Raw genomic sequence first — 18,451 nt, forward strand, 5'->3', positions numbered from 1 at the left:
TTACTCCGATCCCATGCAAAGCTGTCGACCAGAGTTAGCGCTTTAGCGCTTACTCTGGTCCCATGCAGAGCTGTCGACCAGAGTTGGCGCTTCAGCGCTTACTCGGGTCCCATGCAGAGCTGTCGATCGGAGTTGGCGCTTTAGCGCTTACTCCGATCCCATGCAAAGCTGTCGACCAGAGCTGACGCTTCAGCGCTTACCCCGATCCCATGCAAGATGGTTGCTGCCGTCATTGGCCGCTTCGCGCTACGCCATCGACGCGACCAGTTCGCCCAGCATCTTCAGCGCCGCCTCGGTCTGCGAGGTCCACGGGTAGCTGTAGTTGAGCCGGATGAAATGGTGAAAGTCGTTGCGCATCGAGAACATGTAACCCGGCCCGATCGTCACGCCGCGCGCAAGCGCCGCCTCGTAGAGCCGCATCGAGTCGATCCGCGCCGGCAGTTCGACCCACAGCACGTAACCGCCCTGCGGCTCCGACACCTGCGTGCCGGCCGGGAAGAAGCGCAGCACCATCGCGCTCATCAGCCGCGCCTGCTGCCGGTAGAAGCGGCGCAGCCGGCGCAGGTGGCGATCGTAGCCGTCGTGGCGCAGATAATCCGCGAGCGCGACCTGCGGCACCGACGGCGTCGTCAGCGTGTTCAGGAACTTCAGCTTCTCGACCTGCGCGCGAAAGCGCCCCGGCATCGCCCAGCCGATCCGGTACGACGCGGACAGGCTCTTCGAGAACGACGCGCAATGCAGCACGAGGCCCCGCGTGTCGAAGCGCTTCAGCGTCGACGGCCGCGTGTCGCCGAAATAAAGCTCCTGGTACACGTCGTTCTCGATCACCGGAATCTCGCGCGCGCCAAGCAGTTCGACCAGTTGCGCCTTGCGCTCGTCGGGCATCTGGAAGCCGAGCGGGTTCTGGAAGTTCGGCATCACCATGCACGCGGCGATCTTCTGGCGCGCCACGACGCGCGCGAGCGCGTCGAGGTCGATGCCGAGCGCCGGATGCGTCGGCACCTCGATCGCGCGCATCCCGAGCCGCTCGATCGCGTGCAGCATCGCGTAATAGGTCGGCGACTCGACCGCCACCGTGTCGCCCGGCTTCGCGACCGCCTGCAGGCTCAGGTTGATCGCCTCGGTCGCGCCGACGGTCACGACGATCTCGTCCGGATCGACCGGCGCGCCGTTCTCCGCGTAACGGCGCGCGATCTGCCGGATCAGTTCGGGATTGCCGGGCGGCAGGTCGTCGATCAGGTTCCAGCTCGCGTGGCGGCGCGCGATCGCGTTCGCGTACTGGTTGATCCGCCGCCACGGGTACAGCGACGGGTCCGGGTACGGCGAGCCGAGCGGCACCGCGTCCTGCACGCGGATGTTGCGCAGCGTGGACAGCACGAGGCGGCTCACGTCCACCTGCGCGGGCGCCGGGGTCGGCGCGGCGGGCGGCGGCTTCGCCGCGCGCCGCGCGCCGCTGCCGCCCGCGCTGCCTGGGTTGCCGCTGCCGGCGGCCGCGGGACCAGCCGCGCCGCCCGGCGCGTGGCCGTTCGCGCGGCCGCGCACGAAGTAACCGGACTGCGGCCGCGACTCGATCACGCCGCGGCTCTCCAGCAGCGCATACGCATGCAGCACGGTCTTGATGCTGACGCCGTACTGGCGGCTCGCGCGCCGCACCGACAGCACCCGCTCGCCCGCGCCGAACACGCCGCGCTGCACGGCGGCCTCGATTTCGTCGGCAAGCGTTTCGTAGCGGGTCACAGGGGTGGCGGCTCGGGCGCGGAAAAGTCAATTCCCGCAGTCTATGACAAATCGCCGCAACTGTACTCCTCCGCTTTCGGTTTTTCTGTGATCTCCGCGCGTCGGGGAACACAGTACGCTGCGGTCATCGGCCACACCGTCCATTCCGACCGCATCATGAAGAAACCCGAAGCCCGCATCGAGCCCTACACCCACCCCGCCGCCGGCTGGGGCGCGCTCAAGTACGTCGCGATCAATCTCATCAAGGAGAAGGTCGCGGGCGGCAACTACCGGACGCTGCTCGCGCAGAACCAGCCGAACGGCTTCGACTGCCCGGGCTGCGCGTGGCCGGACCGCGAGCACGCGTCGACCTTCGAGTTCTGCGAAAACGGCGTGAAGGCCGTCGCGGCGGAGGCGACCAGCAAACGCGTGACGCCCGCGTTCTTCGACGAGCACACCGTCACCGAACTGATGGCCCAGTCCGACTATGAACTGGAGCAGCACGGCCGCCTGACCGACCCGCTCGTGTACGACGCGGCGCGCGACCGCTACGTGCCGATCGAATGGAACGACGCGTTCGCGCTGATCGCGCGCCACCTGAACGCGCTCGACGACCCGAACCGCGCGGCGTTCTACACGTCGGGCCGCGCGAGCAACGAGGCCGCGTTTCTGTACCAGCTGTTCGTGCGGATGTACGGCACGAACAACTTCCCGGACTGCTCGAACATGTGCCACGAGGCGACGAGCCGCGGGCTGCCCGGCACCGTCGGCATCGGCAAGGGCACCGTCACGCTCGACGACTTCGAGCACGCGGACACCCTGCTGCTGTTCGGCCAGAACCCGGCGACGAACCATCCGCGGATGCTCGGCGAACTGCGCGAATGCGCGAAGCGCGGCGCGACGATCGTGTCGATCAACCCGCTGCGCGAGCGCGGGCTGGAACGCTTCGCGAGCCCGCAGCACGCGCTCGACATGCTGTCGCCGAACGGCACGAAGATCAGCTCCGTGTTCATCCGGCCGAAGATCGGCGGCGACTTCGCGCTGATCAAGGGCGTCGCGAAGCGCGTGATCGAACTCGACGACGCCGCGCTCGCGGCCGGCGCCGAACGCGTGCTCGACGTCGAATTCATCGCGCAGCACACGGTCGGCTTCGACGCGTTCGCGGCCGATCTGCGCGCGGAAAGCTGGGACACGATCGTCGCCGAAGCGGGCGTGCCGCTCGACGAAGTGCTGAAGCTCGCGGACATCTACGTGAAGGGCCGCGCGGTGATCTCGACGTGGGGGATGGGCCTCACGCAGCACAAGAACTCGGTGCCGACCGTGCAGTTGCTGTCGAACCTGATGATGATGCGCGGCAACATCGGCCGGCGCGGCGCGGGCCTGTGCCCGGTGCGCGGCCACTCGAACGTGCAGGGCGACCGCACGGTCGGCATCGAGGAGAAGCCGACCCAGGCGTTCCTCGACCGGCTCGGCAAGGCCTACGACTTCGAACCGCCGCGCGAGCACGGCTACGACGTGGTCGAGACGATTCACGCGATGCTCGAAGGCCGCGTGAAGGTGTTCATCGGCCTCGGCGGCAACTTCTCGATCGCGACGCCGGACACGCCGCGCACGTGGGACGCGATGCGCTCGTGCGACCTCACCGTGCACATCACGACGAAGCTGAACCGCAGCCACCTCGTGCACGGCCGCGACGCGCTGATCCTGCCGACGCTCGGCCGCACCGAGATCGACCTGCAGAACGGCGTGCCGCAAGGCGTCAGCGTCGAGGACTCGATGAGCATGGTCCACATCTCGTACGGGATGAACCGGCCCGCGTCGCCGAACCTGCTGTCCGAGATCGCGATCGTCGCGCGGATGGCGCACGCGACGCTCGGCAGCGCGAAGGTGGACTGGCTCGCGCTCGCGGCCGACTACGCGCTGATCCGCGACGGCATCGAGCAGGTGTTCGACGGTTTCGAGCGCTACAACGAACGGCTGAAGCAGCCGGGCGGGTTCCACCTCGGCGTCGCGTCGCGCGACCGCGTGTGGAAAACGCCGAGCGGCAAGGCGCAGTTCGTCGTGCATCCGATCGCGCTCGACACGCCGATCCACCGCGCCCGCGCGGAGCACGGCGAGCGCCTCCTGACGCTGATGACGACACGCTCGCACGACCAGTACAACACGACGATCTACGGGCTCGACGACCGTTATCGCGGCGTGTACGGTCAACGCCGCGTGCTGTTCGCGAACCGCGACGACCTCGCGATGCTCGGTTTCGAGGCCGGCCAGCGCGTGGACATCACGAGCGTGTGGGACGACGGCGTCGAGCGGCACGTCGAGGACTTCCTGCTGGTCGAATACGACATTCCGCGCGGCTGCCTCGGCGCGTATTACCCGGAAACGAATCCGCTCGTGCCGCTGTCGTCGATCGCGGACGGCGCGGGAACGCCGACGTCGAAGTCGATTCCGGTGCTGTTGAGCGCGCGCGTGAACGCGAGCGTCGACGCAAACGCGGAAACCGGGGCCGAGGCCATCGCAGCCTGAACGGCGCGCCGCCGGCGTATCGATCTCCGCCACCCTGCATGCGCGGCCGCGCCGCGCATGCAGGGTCTTTTTTTATCGGCGGCTCAGAATTTCTCCCACGCGTCCGTGGTCGCCTCGACGGCTTCGACGACCGCACCCTTCCGGTTTGGCGCCACCGTCTTCCGGGCCGGAAGAGCCGGAGCCTTTTGGGTCGGCCGCGATGCGCTCTGCCCTCGCGGGCCGGCCGGCAAGCCGTCCGCGCCGTTCGTCTGAAAGACCGCGACGGCCGAGCGCAGCGCCTGCGCCTGCTCGCTCATCGACTGGGCCGCAGCGGCGGCCTCCTCGACGAGCGCCGCGTTCTGCTGCGTCACCTGGTCCATCTGCGCGACCGCCTGATTGACCTGGGTGATCCCGTTGTTCTGCTCCTCCGACGCGCTGGCGATTTCCTGCACGATGTCGGTGACCTTCGTGATCGACTCGACGATCTCGCCGATCGTGCGTCCCGCCTCGTGCACCAGCTTCGACCCCGCCTCCACCCGGCCGACCGATTCGCCGATCAGATCCTTGATTTCCTTCGCCGCCGTCGCCGAACGCTGCGCGAGCGAACGCACCTCGCTCGCGACCACGGCGAATCCGCGTCCCTGCTCGCCGGCCCGCGCTGCTTCCACCGCCGCGTTCAACGCGAGGATATTGGTCTGGAATGCGATGCCTTCGATGACCGCGATGATCTCCGCGACGCGCGCGGAGCTGTCGGAGATGCCGGTCATCGTGTCGACCATCTGACCGACCACCTGACCGCCGCGCTGCGCGAGGCCCGACGCCGACCCGGCCATCGTCGCGGCCTGCCGCGCGTTGTCCGCGTTGTGATGCACCGCGCCGGTCAGTTCGTCCATGCTCGACGCGGTTTCGCCTAGCGACGCCGCCTGTTCCTCGGTGCGCGACGACAGGTCGGAATTGCCCGCCGCGATCTGGACGGCCGCCACGGTGATCGATTCGCTCGACACCTTGATGCCCTGCACGATGCGGGCAAGCTGGTTCTTCATCGTGACGAGCGCGTACATCAGGCTCACGGTGTCGCCGGGCCTCACGTGCGCTTCGGCGCGCAGATTGCCGGCTGCGATCTCGTTCGCGAGCCGCGTCGCATCGCCGGGCTCGCCGCCGAGCGGACGCAGCACGGCCCGTTCGAGCACGAGCATCAGCACGAGCGACACGACGACGACCGTGCACACGCCGAGCGCGAGCGCCACGAGCCGCTGTTTCCAGACCGCCGCCATCACGACCTGCTCGGGCAACGTGACCGCCACCATCCACGAGGTCTGGGTCCCGCCGATCGACACCGGCCGATACACGCGCAGCACCCGGCCGAGCGTCGGATCGTTCGTCCACGCGACCCGTTCGCGACCGTCGTGGACAGCGGCGGCCTCCTCCGCGCCGATGCCGGCCGCACCGACGCCGGCCGCACCGATGCCGGCCGCACCGATCTGCTTGCCGGCCAGTCCTTGCGGGCTGCCGTCGGCCACATAAACGCCCTTCGCGGAAATCAGGCTCACATAACCGGTGCCGTACGGATGCAGGCTCTGGATATGCTGCTGCATGTTCGAGATCGCGACGTCCACGCCGGCGACGCCGACGAACTTGCCGTCGATGACGATCGGCACGCAGGTGCTGATCATCACCACGTCGACGCCGGACAACGTGTACTTCGTCGGTTCGGTCAGGATGTCGTGTCCGGATTTCTTCGGCTGCTGGTACCAGTCGCCCTGCGCGGAGGGATCGTCGTAGTCGGGCGACACGTCGAGCGCGAGCTTGCCGGACGCGCGGGTCCACAGCGTCAGATAACGGCCGCTTGCGTCCGTCCCCGGCTTGTTGACGAACTCGCTGTCCTTGCCGTCGAATGCGTTGGGCTCCCACCCGGTCCATACGTCGACGTAATCGGGATTCGACTCCGCGATCCGGCGCATGATCGCGTCCGCGGTCGGGCGGCTGGGATCAGCCTGTTCGTGCACGGCGGCCATCGCATCGGCCAGCGCATGCGAGATGCGAAACGCCCCTTCGAGCTGGTTGCGAATCTCGCCGGAGGTCGTCTGCGCGATCTGGTTCGCGAGCAGCGACGCCGAGTCCCGCTGCGATTGCCCGGACTGCCACGTCAGCACCGCAATGCCGACGCAAAAACCGGCAGCGACGATCAGCCCCGTCAACGTGACGAGACGGGCTCTCAGGCTGAAGCGTTTCGACCTGAACACACGCCACCTCTCATAGTTGTGCGCATCAACGAATATCTTGTGTCTGTGCCGGAAGCAGCGGGCGGAGACATACTGACCGCTGCGGCACTGATTCTTTTATCGGCTGCGTGCGAAACACATTGAGGGCCGCGCGAATTGTTTCCGGCTTGCCATGCGTGAGTTTTTGTAGCATGCGGACGCGCGGAATTTTCGCGAAGCGCGACGCATCGCGTCGGCTGGCTCACTGCTTCATCGCCTCGCGCACGGCCTTGACGTTCTGCGCGATCCGCTTGGCCAGTGCATCGGTGCTGTCGGCGAGCGATTTCATCTCGCTCGCAACGACCGCGAACCCGCGACCCGCTTCGCCCGCGCGAGCCGCCTCGACGCGCGCGTTGAACGACAGCAGCGACAGGATGCGGATCGTTCGCAGGATCTCGTCCGCGTCGGTCAGAATGTTGCCGGTGCTCGCGACCACGTTGCGCAGCCGCTCCTGGTTCCTGATCTCGGCGGCGCGCTCGGCCTCGACGCCGATGATGATGCCTTCGAGATAAAGCAGTTCGCCCGCGACGGAGAACACGCCGCCGCCGATCTCGCGCACCCACTTGATCTCGCCGGACGCGGTCCGCACCCGATAGTCGATCGTCCACGACTCGCGCCGCTCCAGCGCGGCGTCGACCCTCTCGACCACGTGCGCGATGTCCTCCTGGCAGATCATCGCGGTCAGCGAGATCGTGCGGCTCGACGTAAACGCGGACGGCGGATAACCGCTGAACGCCTCGACGGAATCGCTGATGTAGATGCTCGTGTACGACGCGTCGTTCAGGCAGCGGTACAGGCATCCGTTGATGCGCCCGGTGATGCTGAGCATCACTTCGAGCTGCGCGGTCACGGCGGCGGGGGAATCGACAACCTCGGTCATGGATCGGTCACGCGGTGAGGAATGGAATCGCGCGCGAACGCACGATGCGCTGCATGAAAAGCGGTGCGGCCGCAAGCGCGCCAGCGGGCAGCCGGCGTCCGCCTGGTGAAGCGCCGTGGACGGTCAGCGACCGGCGTGCCGCGTCGTCACCATGCCGCCGGAGCCACCTCGGGCGACGCCCGGATCACAGCGCGTCGCCGCCCGTTTCGCCGGTACGGATCCGCACCGCCTGTTCGAGCGGCAGGACAAAGACCTTGCCGTCGCCGATCTTGCCGGTCCTCGCGGACTGCTCCACGGCCTCGACAACCCGGTCGACGAAATCGTCCGCCACGGCGATTTCGACTTTCACTTTCGGCTGGAAATCGACCGCATACTCCGCGCCGCGATACAGTTCCGTGTGCCCTTTCTGGCGGCCGAAGCCCCTCACCTCGGTCACGGTGATCCCCGATACGCCCAGCGCGGACAATCCCTCGCGGACGTCTTCGAGCTTGAACGGCTTGATGATGGCGACGATCAGTTTCATGTGCGCTCCCTGTATTTTTTCGATGGCCTCGATACTCGATACCGCGTAGAAATCCGCGTGATCGCGCATGCCGCCCCTCGCGCGGCATGCGCGGAACCGCGGTTGCCTCAACCCGGCTGGCCGGGAATCCAGTTCGTGCCCGCCAGCGGCACGCGGGCCATCGCGGCCGCCTCGATCGTCAGCGCGACGAGGTCCTCCGGCTCCAGGTGATGCACATTCTGCTTGCCGCACGCGCGTGCGATCGTCGTGAGTTCCATGTTCAGCGTCTTCAGATAGTTGCGGACGCGGCGCGCGCCTTCTTCCGGTTCGAGACGCTTTTCCAGCACCTCGTCCTGGGTCGTCACGCCGACCGGACACTTGCCGGTGTGGCAGTGATGGCAGTAACCCGGCGCGGTGTTCAGCGCCGCGTATTCCGCTTCGGCCGGATGCAGCGCGCCGTTCTGGTAATACGTATCGCTGTTGCAGCCGAGCGCCATCAGCACGCCCTGGCCGATCGACACCGCGTCCGCGCCGAGCGCGAGCGCCTTCGCGACGTCCGCGCCGGTGCGGATGCCGCCCGACACGATCAGTTGCACCTTGCCCTTCATGTTCAGGTCGTCGAGCGCATCCACCGCCTGGCGCACCGCCGCGAGCGTCGGAATGCCGACGTTCTCGATGAAGCAGGTCTGCGTCGCGGCCGTGCCGCCCTGCATTCCGTCGATCACCACCACGTCCGCGCCCGCATGCACGGCCAGCTTCACGTCGTTGAACGTGCGGGTGGCCGCGACCTTCACGTAGATCGGCTTTTCCCAGTCGGTCAGTTCGCGCAGTTCCTGGATCTTGATCGCGAGATCGTCCGGCCCGGTCCAGTCCGGGTGGCGGCACGCCGAGCGTTGATCGACGCCGGCCGGCAGCGTGCGCATCGAGGCGACGCGCGGATTCACCTTCTGCCCGAGCAGCATGCCGCCGCCGCCCGGTTTCGCGCCCTGGCCGATCACCACTTCGATCGCATCGGCGCGGCGCACGTCGTCCGGGTTGAAGCCGTAGCGCGACGGCAGGCATTGATAGACGAGCATCTTCGACGACAGGCGCTCCTCCTGGGTCATGCCGCCGTCGCCGGTCGTGGTCGACGTGCCGGTGGCGGTGGCCGCGCGGCCGAGCGCCTCCTTCACGTTCGCGGACAGCGCGCCGAAGCTCATCCCCGCAATGGTGATCGGGATGTCCAGCTCGATCGGCTTCGTCGCGAAGCGCGTGCCGAGCACCGTCTTCGTCGTGCACTTCTCGCGATAGCCTTCGAGCGGATAACGCGACAGCGACGCGCCGAGAAACACCAGGTCGTCGAAATGCGGCAGTTTGCTCTTCGCGCCGAGGCCGCGAATTTCGTACAGACCGCGCTGCGCGGCGGTATGAATGTAGTCGATCGTCTTGCGGTCGAACCCGTGCGACTCTTCCTGCTGCAGCCGGGCGAAATGTACTGGTCTGGTTTCCATGAGAACCTTCCGGGGAAAACGTTGTGTTCCGTGACGCACGAGCCGCGGGATCAATATTGCTGGTCCGCTTCCGCGTTCCAGTGATACAGCGTGCGCGCCGACGCGATCCGCCTGAACGACTTCGGATCGTGATCGAGGCCGGCCGCCGCGAGCAGCGTCGCGACCGCGTCGAGATCCGCCGCCGTCATCGGCTCGAACCGCGCGTCCGCGCCGAGCGACTTCACTTCGCCCTTCACATACAGCACCGCTTCGTACAGCGAGTCGCCGAACGCGTCGCCCGCGTCGCCGCACACGACCATGCGCCCCGCCTGCGCCATGAACGCGGAGAAACTGCCGACCGAGCCGCCGACCACGATGTCGCCGCCCTTCAGCGAGATCCCGCAGCGCAGGCCCGCGTCGCCGTCGATCACGAGCAGCCCGCCGTGCGCCGATGCGCCCGCGCCGTTCGACGCGAAACCGCGCACGTGCACCTTGCCGCTCATCATGTTCTCGGCGACGCCGGTGCCGGCGCTCCCTTCGACGATGATCGTCGCGAGCTGGTTCATGCCGCCCGCGTAGTAGCCGGCGTGGCCGTCGATCGTCACCTCGCACGCGGCGTTCACGCCGACCGCGATGTTGTGCGCGCCGTTCGGCGAAGTCACCGTGACCTTGGTGTTCGCGAGCTGTTCCGGCGCGCCGTGCAGATGCTGGTTCAGCGCGCGCACCGAGCCGTTTTCGAGGTCAAACGTCAGGCTTTCCATACATACATCTCCTCGGGAGCGGGTTCGAATACCTTCGCGTTGCGGATGTCCGGCAGATGCGCGAGCGAGCGGAACTCCGACGCGATCGCCACGTAGTCGTCGTTCTCCGCGACCACCGCCGGCTTGCATGCGAACGGGTCGCGGATCAGCGCGAGTTCGTCGGCCGTGCCCATCAGGAACGTGTAGAAGCCGTCCAGTTCCTCGAAGCCTTTCTGCAACGCCGCGGGCAGCGTGTCGCCTTCGCGCAGCCGCCATTCGAGGAAGCGGCACGCGGCCTCGGTGTCGTTGTCGGTGTCGAAGTGGATGCCCTGCGGCTCCAGCTTGCGGCGCACGCCGTACGGGTTCGACAGCGAGCCGTTGTGCACGAGGCAGAAGTCCTCGCCGGCCGTGAACGGGTGCGCGCGGTCCGGCGTCACCGCCGACTCGGTCGCCATCCGCGTGTGGCCGACGAGGTGCGTGCCGCTCAGGTTCCTGAACCCATAACGTTCGGCCACCTGGGCCGGCGTGCCGACGTCCTTGTACAGATCCATCGCGCGCCCCACCGACAGCACGTACAGATTCGGATGATTCGCGTGCAGCCAGCGTTTCGTCGTTTCGACCTCGTCGGTCGTCAGCACCGCATGATTGCCCTTCACCTGCGCCGTCGCCGACGTGCCGAGCGCGCCGTTCAGCGCATCGACCAGCACCGGCCACGCGAAATGCTCGCCTTCTTCCGTAAAGCCCGAGTAAACGCTGATCTTGCGATGGCTGCCCTCCGCTTCGTGGCCGAACACGGCGAGACCCGCAGAGTCCGGGCCGCGCTCGGTCATGCCGATCAGCATCGGCACCATCAGTTCGCCCAGCCGCTCGCGCAGCGCCGGTGTTTTCACCAGCAGCCCGACAATTCCGCACATGATGTTTCTCCTCAGAAAAATTCCAGGTAGCTCTTCAGTTCCCAATCCGATACGTGACGCATGTATTCGAGCCACTCCATGCGCTTGAGCTTGATGAATTCGTCCGCGACCGGGCCGAGCGCATCACGGATCAGCGTGTCGGCCTCCAGCGCGTCGATTGCCTGTTCGAGGTTCTGCGGCAGCACGCCGATGCCGTGCGCAGCGAGCTTTTCGGGCGACCACGTATAGAGGTTTTCGTTGGCCGGATCGCCCGGCGACAGCTCGCGCTCGACGCCGTCGAGGCCCGCCGCGATCACCGCGGCGGTCGCCAGATACGGATTGCACGAGCCGTCCGGCAGACGCAGTTCGATGCGCTCGCCCGGCACGCGCACCATCGTCGAGCGGTTGTTGTCGCCGTAGCTGATATAAGCCGGCGCCCATGTCGCGCCGGTCAGCGAACGGCCGACGACGAGCCGCTTGTACGAGTTGACCGTCGGGTTGCACAGCGCCGCGAGCGCCGGCGCATGCGCGAGCAGCCCGGCGGTGAACTGGTACGCCAGCTTCGACAGCCCCATGCCGGACGGATCGGTTTTGTCCGAAAACAGGTTGCGACGGCCGTCGCCGATCGACATGTGCATATGCATGCCGTTACCGGGCCGGTTCGCGAACGGCTTCGGCATGAACGAGCAGATCATCCCGAACTCGTTCGCGAGTTCCGACGCGGCCATCTTGAAGAACACGTAGTGATCGCACGACGTCAGGCAATCGGTGTACGTGTAGTTGATCTCGAACTGGCCGTTCGCGTCCTCGTGGTCGATCTGATAGACGTCGATGCCGACTTCGCGCAGCACCTCGGTCAGCTTTTCGAGGTACGCGCGCGTGCGGGACAGCCCCTTGTAGTCGTAGCAGGGTTTCGCGAGCGTGTCGCCCGGATCGCACGGCACCAGTTCGCCGGAAACCGACCGCTTGAGCAGCGAGAATTCCGGTTCGAGCCCGGTAAAAAGCGTCCAGCCGCGCGCGGAAAGGCGTTCGACCTGCTTCTTCAACGTCACGCGCGAGTCGTAGGCCCACGCGTCACCGTCCACGTGGCCTTCGCAGACGATCCGCGCGAGGCCCGGCTGCCACGGCACCGGCGTCAGCGTCGAGAGGTCGCCGACCGCCATGAAATCCGGGCCGTTTGGCTCGATCCCGACACCCCAGATCGCAAAACCGGCGAACCCGGCCCCTTCGTTGAGCACCGTCTTCAGATGCGCGAGCGGGACCGACTTCGCCTTCGCCACGCCGTGGATGTCGACGAACTGCGCCAGCACGTATTTGACGCCCTTCGCGGACAGAAAGGCCTGCGCCTCCTCCGCCGACGCGAACCGGGGGACCTGGCCCAGCTCGTAGGCCGGCAGACTGCTCGAATCGCTGAGATTCATCACTTCTCCTGTGCCACACCATCGGATATTGAAACGGTTCAAGCCGCTGACTGCCCCGGCCGCCCGACTGCTGCGCGCGGGTCGCGCCACTCATGCGGCCTGCCGACCGAAACGCAAATTCCTCGAACCCCTCGCCGACCTTTCCGCGCCGCATCCGGCACGTTCAGTCGAAACTTCGGCGCGCCGCCTGTGGGGCTTCGTTCATCCGCAGACGCGAATCGACCGAAGTACCCGCCAGCTAAGGCAAGCTCCGTGCCACATTTACCTTTGGGAAACAAAGTTTCCTGTAGATAAACCCTCTGCGCGCACGAAACCCCATTGCCCCACGCCTGCCATTTCCCTTTCGCACGCCCCGATGTGTACGCGTAGTGCAGTCTCGCGATACACGCCGGTGCGCGCCCGCACTAAAACGGTAGGCGGGTGGCGGAACGTCATCAGCACGGCTTATGCAATCGCGGCCGGCCGATGCGTTGCTGGCCCCGTCGATCGCAGCGTCGATACGCGCACGCCGCGATAACGATGTTCAGGAGCCCGCCAACGGGCCACGCATGATGCTCCGTCCGGGATTGCACGCCATCAGAATGAGCGATTCCCGCCCACGGCCATAAGTTATTCTGATGCTGCGGTCCGCCGATTTTTCCGTCTCTAGAATCCGCTCCATCCTCACCTCCTGACGGAGAGCACTTCATGGAGCACTACGACTACATCGTGATCGGCGCCGGCGTGATCGGCACATCGGTCGCGCATCATCTCGCGGCGCTCGGCGCGAAAAGCGTGCTGGTCGTCGAACAAGGCACGATCGGCGCCGGCACGACGTCCCAATCGTCCGGCATCCTGCGCACGCACTATTCGGTCCGGCAGAACGTCGAACTGGCCCGCGCGTCGTGGTGGGCGTTCAACAACTTCGCCGACTATCTGGGCGACGAAGAGGCGTCGTGCGGCCTCGTCAAGTGCGGCTACCTGATCAGTTCGCCCGAGGGCGACAAGCTCGAACCGCTGCGCGCCGCGCTCAACGCACAACGGGACATGGGCATCGAAGTGCAACTGCTGGACGCGGCGCAGGCCAGAGAGCGCCTGCCGATCGCGCAGCTAGACGACGCCGCGCTGATCGGCTTCGAGCCCGAGGCGGGCTTCGCGGACGCCTACCTCGTCGCGTCGAGCTTCGCCCGTTCGGCCCGCCGCCGCGGAGTGAAGATCGTCGAAGGCGCGCGGGTGACGGGCATCGCGCGCGAAGGCCGGCGGATCACCGGCATCGACACCACCGCCGGCAAGTTCTCGTGCGGGATGCTGATCAGCACGCAGAACATCTGGACGCCGGAAATGGCCGCGTGGGCCGGCGTGACGCTGCCGGTCAAGCCCGAGCGCCACACCGTGCTCGCCCTCGAATGCGACGCGCCCTATACGTTCGACATGCCGGTCTTCAAGGATCTCGGCTCGCCCGGCATGATGTACTACCGCAGCTACGGCGGCCGCCAGATGCTCGCGTCCGAAGGCGTGACCGGCGAGACGCTCGCCGCGCCCGAAACCGAGCAGGGCGAGATCTCGCTCGATTACGTAGTCGAAGTGGGCGCGCAGGTCGCGGAGCGTTTCCCCGCGTACGAAACCGCCGGCCTCGCGTCGTCATGGACCGGCGTCTACGACGTCACGCCCGACTGGAACCCGGTGCTCGGCGGCGTCGAAGGCGTCGAGGGTCTGACTGTCGGCTTCGGTTTTTCCGGCCACGGCTTCAAGCTGTCGCCGGGCGTCGGCAAGCTGCTCGCGCAACACGCGCTCGGCCTGCCGACCGACGTGATGCTCGAACCGTACGCGCTGTCGCGCTTCGACAGCGGCAGGCTGCTGGTCGGCCAGTACGGCCTCGGCGCCGTGTCGTGAAGGAGGCGCGTCCATCATGACGAAACGTATCCTCGTACCGGTCAAGCGCGTGGTCGATCCGAACGTGCGCGTGCGCGTCAACAGCAGCGGCGCGGTCGAAACGACCGGCCTGAAGATGTCGCTGAATCCGTTCGACGAATGCGCGCTCGAACGCGCGCTGCGCCTGAAGGAAGCCGGCGTCGCCACGCGCGTCACGGTGCTCACCTGCGGCAGGGCGGTCGCGCAGGACGTGCTGCGCACGGCGCTCGCGATGGGCGCCGACGACGCCGTGCTGATCGACACCGGCGACGCCGCGCCGGATTCGCTGTCGATCGCGCAACTGCTGCACGCATGGCTCGCCGGCAACGCATGCGACCTGATCCTGTGCGGCAAGCAGGCGATCGACGACGACATCGGCGGCGTCGCCGCGATGCTCGCGGGCCTGCTCGACTGGCCGCAGGCGCTCAACGCGAGCGCGCTCGAAGCGGATGCCGACGGCTGGCTCGTCACCTGCGGGGACGACGCCGGCACGGCGGTCTGGAAACTCGACGGCCCGGCCGTCATCAGCGCCGACCTGCGCCTCGCGGAACCGCGCCACGTCACGCTGCCGAACCTCATGAAGGCCAAGCAGAAGCCGCTCGCGACGATCGCGGCCGACACGCTCGGCGTCGCGCCCGGGTCACGGTTCGACGTGGTGCGCGTCAGCGATCCGCCGGCGCGCGCCGCCGGTATCAAGGTGCCCGACGCCGCCGCGCTGATCGACGCGCTGGCCGGCCGCAACGTCTTCGCTCACGCAGGAGCCTGAACATGAAAACGCTCGTTCTCGCCGAACTGGATCACGGCTCGGTCAGCGAAACGACGCTGCGCGCGGTCACGGCCGCCGCGCAGCGCGGCGCTCCGGTCGATCTGCTGGTGTTCGACGCGCAATCCGCTGAACCGGCGGCGCAGGTGGCCGGCATCGAACGCGTGCTGGTCGCGCAGGCCGGCGCACCCGACACGCTTACGCCGGAGACCATCGCGCGGCAACTGCGGGCGCTGGCCGGCGATTACTCGACGATCGTCGCGGCGCACCGCACGCCCGGACGCGGCGCGCTGCCGCGAGCGGCCGCGCTGACCGGCGCGGCGTTCGTCGCCGACGTGATCGCCTTCCCCGACAGCACCCACGTCGTGCGCGGCCTGTACGCGGGCAGCGTGCTGGCGACGGTCGCGACAGGCAGCGTGCCGCTCTTCGCGACGATCCGCGCGTCGTCGTTCGCGCCCGCTTCCGCGACGGGCGGCGCGGCCGGACTCGTGACGCTCGATCCCGTCGAGCCGTTCGGCGGCACGCGGCTCGTCGAACGCCGCGCGGCCGGGCAGTCCGGCCGCGACCTGTCGAGCGCCCGCTTCGTGGTGTCGGGCGGCCGCGGGCTCGGCTCGAAGGAGAACATGGAGCGGCTGGGGAACCTGGCGGACCGGCTCGGCGCCGCGCTCGGCGCGTCGCGCGCCGCGGTCGATGCCGGTTATGCGCCGAACACGGCCCAGGTGGGTCAGACCGGCAAGATCGTCGCGCCCGACGTCTATCTCGCGTTCGGCATCTCCGGCGCGATCCAGCACCTGGCCGGGATGAAGGACGCGAAGCTGATCGTCGCGGTCAACAAGGACCCGGATGCGCCGATCTTCTCGGTGGCCGACATCGGCGTGGTCGGCGATCTGTTCGACGTCGTCGGCCAGCTGGAGGCGCGCATCGGGGCCGTCGCATGAGCGACGCCGCGCGCATCGACTGTCTCGCGCTCGCCGCCGAGGCCTGGGCCAACGGCAGCGGCGCGACCCGCACGCTCGGACGCTGCAACGATGCGGACGGCGAAACCGCATGGCGCGTCAGTATCGCCACGCTGAACGGGCCGTCGCGCTTCTCGCAGTTTCCCGGCATCGATCGCACGTTCATCCTGATCGACCAGGAATCCGTCGAACTCCAGTTGCAGCACGGTTCGCTGCACGCGCGGCTGGGGCAACCCGTGCATTTCTCCGGCGATCTGCACGTGTGGATCGACATGCCGGCCGGCGAGGCGCACGCGCTGAACGTGATGACGCGTCGCGGCCGCTGCCGCGCGCGGGTCGAGGTCGTGTCGCACGACGCGATCCGGGAGCCTGCGCAGACGCACTTTCTCGTCAGCCTCGGCGGCGCGTGGCTGGTTCGCGGCGCGCAGCCTGGCGACGGCGGAATAACGCTCGCGCCGCTTCACGCATTGCGGCTCGACGGCCACGCTGGCCGCCTTGAACTCAGCCCCGCCGACGCTGGCTCGAACACGCTGCTGGCTTCTATCGCGATCGAAACCGCGGAAACCGCGAGCGCCTGAACCGGCGCGCCCCCCACCCAGGAACCATGAGTCATCCCATGCTCATCGAGCAATACGGCCCGCGCGAATCGATGGAATACGACGTGGTGATCGTCGGCGGCGGCCCGGCCGGGCTGTCGGCGGCGATCCGCCTGAAGCAGCTGGCGCAGGACAAGGGCGTCGAAATCGGCGTGTGCGTGCTGGAAAAAGGCTCGGAAATCGGGGCGCATATCCTCTCCGGCGCGGTGATGGACCCCCGCGCCATCAACGAACTCATCCCCGACTGGAAGGAAAAAGGCGCGCCGCTCACCGTGCCCGTCACCGAGGACCGCTTCCTGTTCCTGTCGGAGACCAGCGCGAAGCCCGTGCCGAACTGGGCGCTGCCGGACAACTTCAAGAACCACGGCAACTACGTCGTCAGCCTCGCGAACGTCACGCGCTGGCTGGGCCAGCAGGCCGAGGCGCTCGGCGTCGAGATTTTCCCCGGTTTTCCCGCCGCCGAAGTGCTGTACAACGATGACGGTTCCGTGAAGGGCGTCGCGACCGGCAACATGGGCATCGGCAAGGACGGTCAACCGACCGAAAACTTCCAGCTCGGCATGGAACTGCACGCGAAGTACACGCTGTTCTGCGAAGGCGCGCGCGGCCACCTCGGCCGCCAGCTGCAGGAGAAGCTGAAGCTCAACCGCGACGCGGACCCGCAGGTGTACGGCATCGGCATCAAGGAACTGTGGGAGATCGATCCGGCGAAACACCAGCCCGGCCTCGTGATCCACACCGCCGGCTGGCCGCTCGACTCGCAGACCTACGGCGGCTCGTTCCTCTATCACATCGACAACAACCAGGTGATGGTCGGCTTCGTCGTCGGCCTCGGTTATACGAATCCGTACCTGTCGCCGTTCGAGGAATTCCAGCGCTACAAGACGCATCCGGAAATCCGCAAGTTCCTCGAAGGCGGCAAGCGCGTGTCGTACGGCGCGCGCGCGATCACCGCCGGCGGGCTGATGTCGCTGCCGAAACTGGTGTTCCCGGGCGGCGCGCTGGTCGGCGACGACGCGGGGTTCCTGAACGCGTCGCGGATCAAGGGCTCGCACGCGGCGATCAAGACCGGCATGCTCGCGGCCGAAGCGGCGTTCGACGCGGTGCAGGCCGGCCGCCAGAACGACGAACTGGCCGCGTATCCGGAGGCGTTCAGACAGTCGTGGCTGCACGGCGAACTGTACCGCGCGCGCAATTTCAAGCAGTGGATGAGCAAGGGCCTGTATCTGGGCACGCTGATGGTCGGCATCGAGCAGAAGCTGCTCGGCGGCAACGTGCCGTGGACGCTGCATCACCAGCATCGCGATCACGAGATGCTGAAACCCGCGTCGCAGAGCAAGCCGATCGAGTATCCGAAGCCGGACGGCAAGCTGACGTTCGACCGGCTGTCGTCGGTGTTCATCTCGAACACGAACCACGAGGAGAACCAGCCTGCGCACCTGACGCTGAAGGACGCAAGCGTGCCGGTGGACGTGAACCTGCGCACCTATGCGGGTCCGGAGGGACGTTACTGCCCGGCCGCGGTGTACGAGTTCGTGAAGAACGACGACGGCAGCGAGCGCCTCGTCATCAACGCGCAGAACTGCGTGCACTGCAAGACCTGCGATATCAAGGACCCGACGCAGAACATCGTCTGGGTCACGCCCGAGGGCGGCGGCGGGCCGAATTATCCGAACATGTGATTCCCTTTCCGCATCCGCGCGGGGCATGCCGGCACAAGGCCGGCATGCCCCGCTTCGCTTTTTTCCCCGCAAATTCCGCTCGTGCGTCGATGAAACCGACTCCCTCCGAAGGGGTACCTCCTCATAACGGTTGATCCGGATTTATTGGCTGATGATCGTCTGCATGCGCGAGCCAGT

14 protein-coding genes are annotated in these 18,451 nt (G+C 67.2%); 6 read left to right on the forward strand and 8 right to left on the reverse strand.

The annotated features are described in order from the left end of the window. Nucleotides 1-246: 246 nt before the first annotated feature. Complete coding sequence (locus tag BLV92_RS21225; RefSeq protein WP_090548441.1) at nt 247-1,737, reverse strand: aminotransferase-like domain-containing protein; 1,491 nt, start codon at nt 1,735-1,737, stop codon at nt 247-249. A gap of 156 nt (nt 1,738-1,893) precedes the next feature. Here BLV92_RS21225 and BLV92_RS21230 point away from each other — a divergent pair, with 156 nt between their 5' ends. Then, on the forward strand, nt 1,894-4,242 hold the full coding sequence (locus BLV92_RS21230) for an FdhF/YdeP family oxidoreductase (RefSeq protein WP_090548442.1): 2,349 nt from the start codon (nt 1,894-1,896) through the stop codon (nt 4,240-4,242). An 83-nt stretch (nt 4,243-4,325) separates the two neighbouring features. Here the strand turns inward: BLV92_RS21230 and BLV92_RS31695 are convergent, their stop codons facing one another. The 7 genes from BLV92_RS31695 to glnT all read right to left on the reverse strand — a co-directional run bounded on the left by BLV92_RS31695 (nt 4,326) and on the right by glnT (nt 12,387). Continuing rightward, complete coding sequence (locus BLV92_RS31695; RefSeq protein WP_425287926.1) at nt 4,326-6,236, reverse strand: methyl-accepting chemotaxis protein; 1,911 nt, start codon at nt 6,234-6,236, stop codon at nt 4,326-4,328. 448 nt (nt 6,237-6,684) lie between these two features. Continuing rightward, on the reverse strand, nt 6,685-7,362 hold the full coding sequence (locus BLV92_RS32940; protein WP_090548443.1) for a methyl-accepting chemotaxis protein: 678 nt from the start codon (nt 7,360-7,362) through the stop codon (nt 6,685-6,687). Between the two features lie 184 nt (nt 7,363-7,546). Further along, nucleotides 7,547-7,885: a P-II family nitrogen regulator gene (locus BLV92_RS21245; RefSeq protein ID WP_090548444.1), complete on the reverse strand. Its 339-nt coding sequence runs from the start codon at nt 7,883-7,885 to the stop codon at nt 7,547-7,549. A gap of 107 nt (nt 7,886-7,992) precedes the next feature. Beyond that, nucleotides 7,993-9,354, reverse strand: a complete 1,362-nt coding sequence (locus tag BLV92_RS21250; RefSeq protein WP_090548445.1) for an FMN-binding glutamate synthase family protein — start codon at nt 9,352-9,354, stop codon at nt 7,993-7,995. Nucleotides 9,355-9,404: 50 nt separating this feature from the next. After that, nucleotides 9,405-10,094: a GltB/FmdC/FwdC-like GXGXG domain-containing protein gene (locus tag BLV92_RS21255; RefSeq protein ID WP_090548447.1), complete on the reverse strand. Its 690-nt coding sequence runs from the start codon at nt 10,092-10,094 to the stop codon at nt 9,405-9,407. Beyond that, nucleotides 10,082-10,987, reverse strand: coding sequence for a class II glutamine amidotransferase domain-containing protein (locus tag BLV92_RS21260; RefSeq protein ID WP_090548448.1), 906 nt, complete (start codon nt 10,985-10,987; stop codon nt 10,082-10,084). Before BLV92_RS21260 ends, BLV92_RS21255 begins: the two co-directional genes overlap by 13 nt. An 11-nt stretch (nt 10,988-10,998) precedes the next feature. Further along, the gene (glnT, locus tag BLV92_RS21265) at nt 10,999-12,387 is read right to left on the reverse strand and encodes a type III glutamate--ammonia ligase (RefSeq protein ID WP_090548450.1); all 1,389 of its coding nucleotides are present in this window, start codon (nt 12,385-12,387) and stop codon (nt 10,999-11,001) included. A 687-nt stretch (nt 12,388-13,074) separates the two neighbouring features. On the opposite strand from glnT, the gene BLV92_RS21270 reads away from it, so the two are divergent. The 5 genes from BLV92_RS21270 to BLV92_RS21290 are packed head-to-tail and all read left to right on the forward strand — an operon-like array spanning nt 13,075 to nt 18,274. Next, on the forward strand, nt 13,075-14,259 hold the full coding sequence (locus BLV92_RS21270) for an NAD(P)/FAD-dependent oxidoreductase (RefSeq protein ID WP_090548451.1): 1,185 nt from the start codon (nt 13,075-13,077) through the stop codon (nt 14,257-14,259). Nucleotides 14,260-14,275: 16 nt separating this feature from the next. Further along, the gene (locus BLV92_RS21275) at nt 14,276-15,043 is read left to right on the forward strand and encodes an electron transfer flavoprotein subunit beta/FixA family protein (protein ID WP_090548453.1); all 768 of its coding nucleotides are present in this window, start codon (nt 14,276-14,278) and stop codon (nt 15,041-15,043) included. Between the two features lie 2 nt (nt 15,044-15,045). Then, nucleotides 15,046-15,978 (forward strand): electron transfer flavoprotein subunit alpha/FixB family protein, encoded by a 933-nt coding sequence (locus tag BLV92_RS21280; RefSeq protein WP_090548454.1) that lies wholly within the window; start codon nt 15,046-15,048, stop codon nt 15,976-15,978. Beyond that, nucleotides 15,975-16,574: a HutD/Ves family protein gene (locus BLV92_RS21285; RefSeq protein WP_090548455.1), complete on the forward strand. Its 600-nt coding sequence runs from the start codon at nt 15,975-15,977 to the stop codon at nt 16,572-16,574. Before BLV92_RS21280 ends, BLV92_RS21285 begins: the two co-directional genes overlap by 4 nt. Nucleotides 16,575-16,600: 26 nt before the next feature. Continuing rightward, on the forward strand, nt 16,601-18,274 hold the full coding sequence (locus BLV92_RS21290; protein ID WP_090548457.1) for an electron transfer flavoprotein-ubiquinone oxidoreductase: 1,674 nt from the start codon (nt 16,601-16,603) through the stop codon (nt 18,272-18,274). Nucleotides 18,275-18,451 lie beyond the last annotated feature (177 nt).

Origin of the sequence: Paraburkholderia caballeronis, from assembly GCF_900104845.1 — a bacterium.
Classification (GTDB): Bacteria; Pseudomonadota; Gammaproteobacteria; order Burkholderiales; family Burkholderiaceae; genus Paraburkholderia; species Paraburkholderia caballeronis.

Bases quoted from the DNA above. Each gene is read 5' to 3' on its own strand.
- BLV92_RS21230 (WP_090548442.1), top strand. From the start codon at position 1,894: ATGAAGAAACCCGAAGCCCGCATCGAGCCCTACACCCACCCCGCCGCC.
- BLV92_RS21290 (WP_090548457.1), top strand. From the start codon at position 16,601: ATGAGTCATCCCATGCTCATCGAGCAATACGGCCCGCGCGAATCGATG.
- BLV92_RS21270 (WP_090548451.1), top strand. From the start codon at position 13,075: ATGGAGCACTACGACTACATCGTGATCGGCGCCGGCGTGATCGGCACA.
- BLV92_RS21285 (WP_090548455.1), top strand. From the start codon at position 15,975: ATGAGCGACGCCGCGCGCATCGACTGTCTCGCGCTCGCCGCCGAGGCC.
- BLV92_RS31695 (WP_425287926.1), bottom strand. From the start codon at position 6,236: ATGGCCGCCGTGCACGAACAGGCTGATCCCAGCCGCCCGACCGCGGAC.
- BLV92_RS21250 (WP_090548445.1), bottom strand. From the start codon at position 9,354: ATGGAAACCAGACCAGTACATTTCGCCCGGCTGCAGCAGGAAGAGTCG.
- BLV92_RS21275 (WP_090548453.1), top strand. From the start codon at position 14,276: ATGACGAAACGTATCCTCGTACCGGTCAAGCGCGTGGTCGATCCGAAC.
- glnT (WP_090548450.1), bottom strand. From the start codon at position 12,387: ATGAATCTCAGCGATTCGAGCAGTCTGCCGGCCTACGAGCTGGGCCAG.
- BLV92_RS21255 (WP_090548447.1), bottom strand. From the start codon at position 10,094: ATGGAAAGCCTGACGTTTGACCTCGAAAACGGCTCGGTGCGCGCGCTG.
- BLV92_RS21280 (WP_090548454.1), top strand. From the start codon at position 15,046: ATGAAAACGCTCGTTCTCGCCGAACTGGATCACGGCTCGGTCAGCGAA.
- BLV92_RS32940 (WP_090548443.1), bottom strand. From the start codon at position 7,362: ATGACCGAGGTTGTCGATTCCCCCGCCGCCGTGACCGCGCAGCTCGAA.
- BLV92_RS21260 (WP_090548448.1), bottom strand. From the start codon at position 10,987: ATGTGCGGAATTGTCGGGCTGCTGGTGAAAACACCGGCGCTGCGCGAG.
- BLV92_RS21245 (WP_090548444.1), bottom strand. From the start codon at position 7,885: ATGAAACTGATCGTCGCCATCATCAAGCCGTTCAAGCTCGAAGACGTC.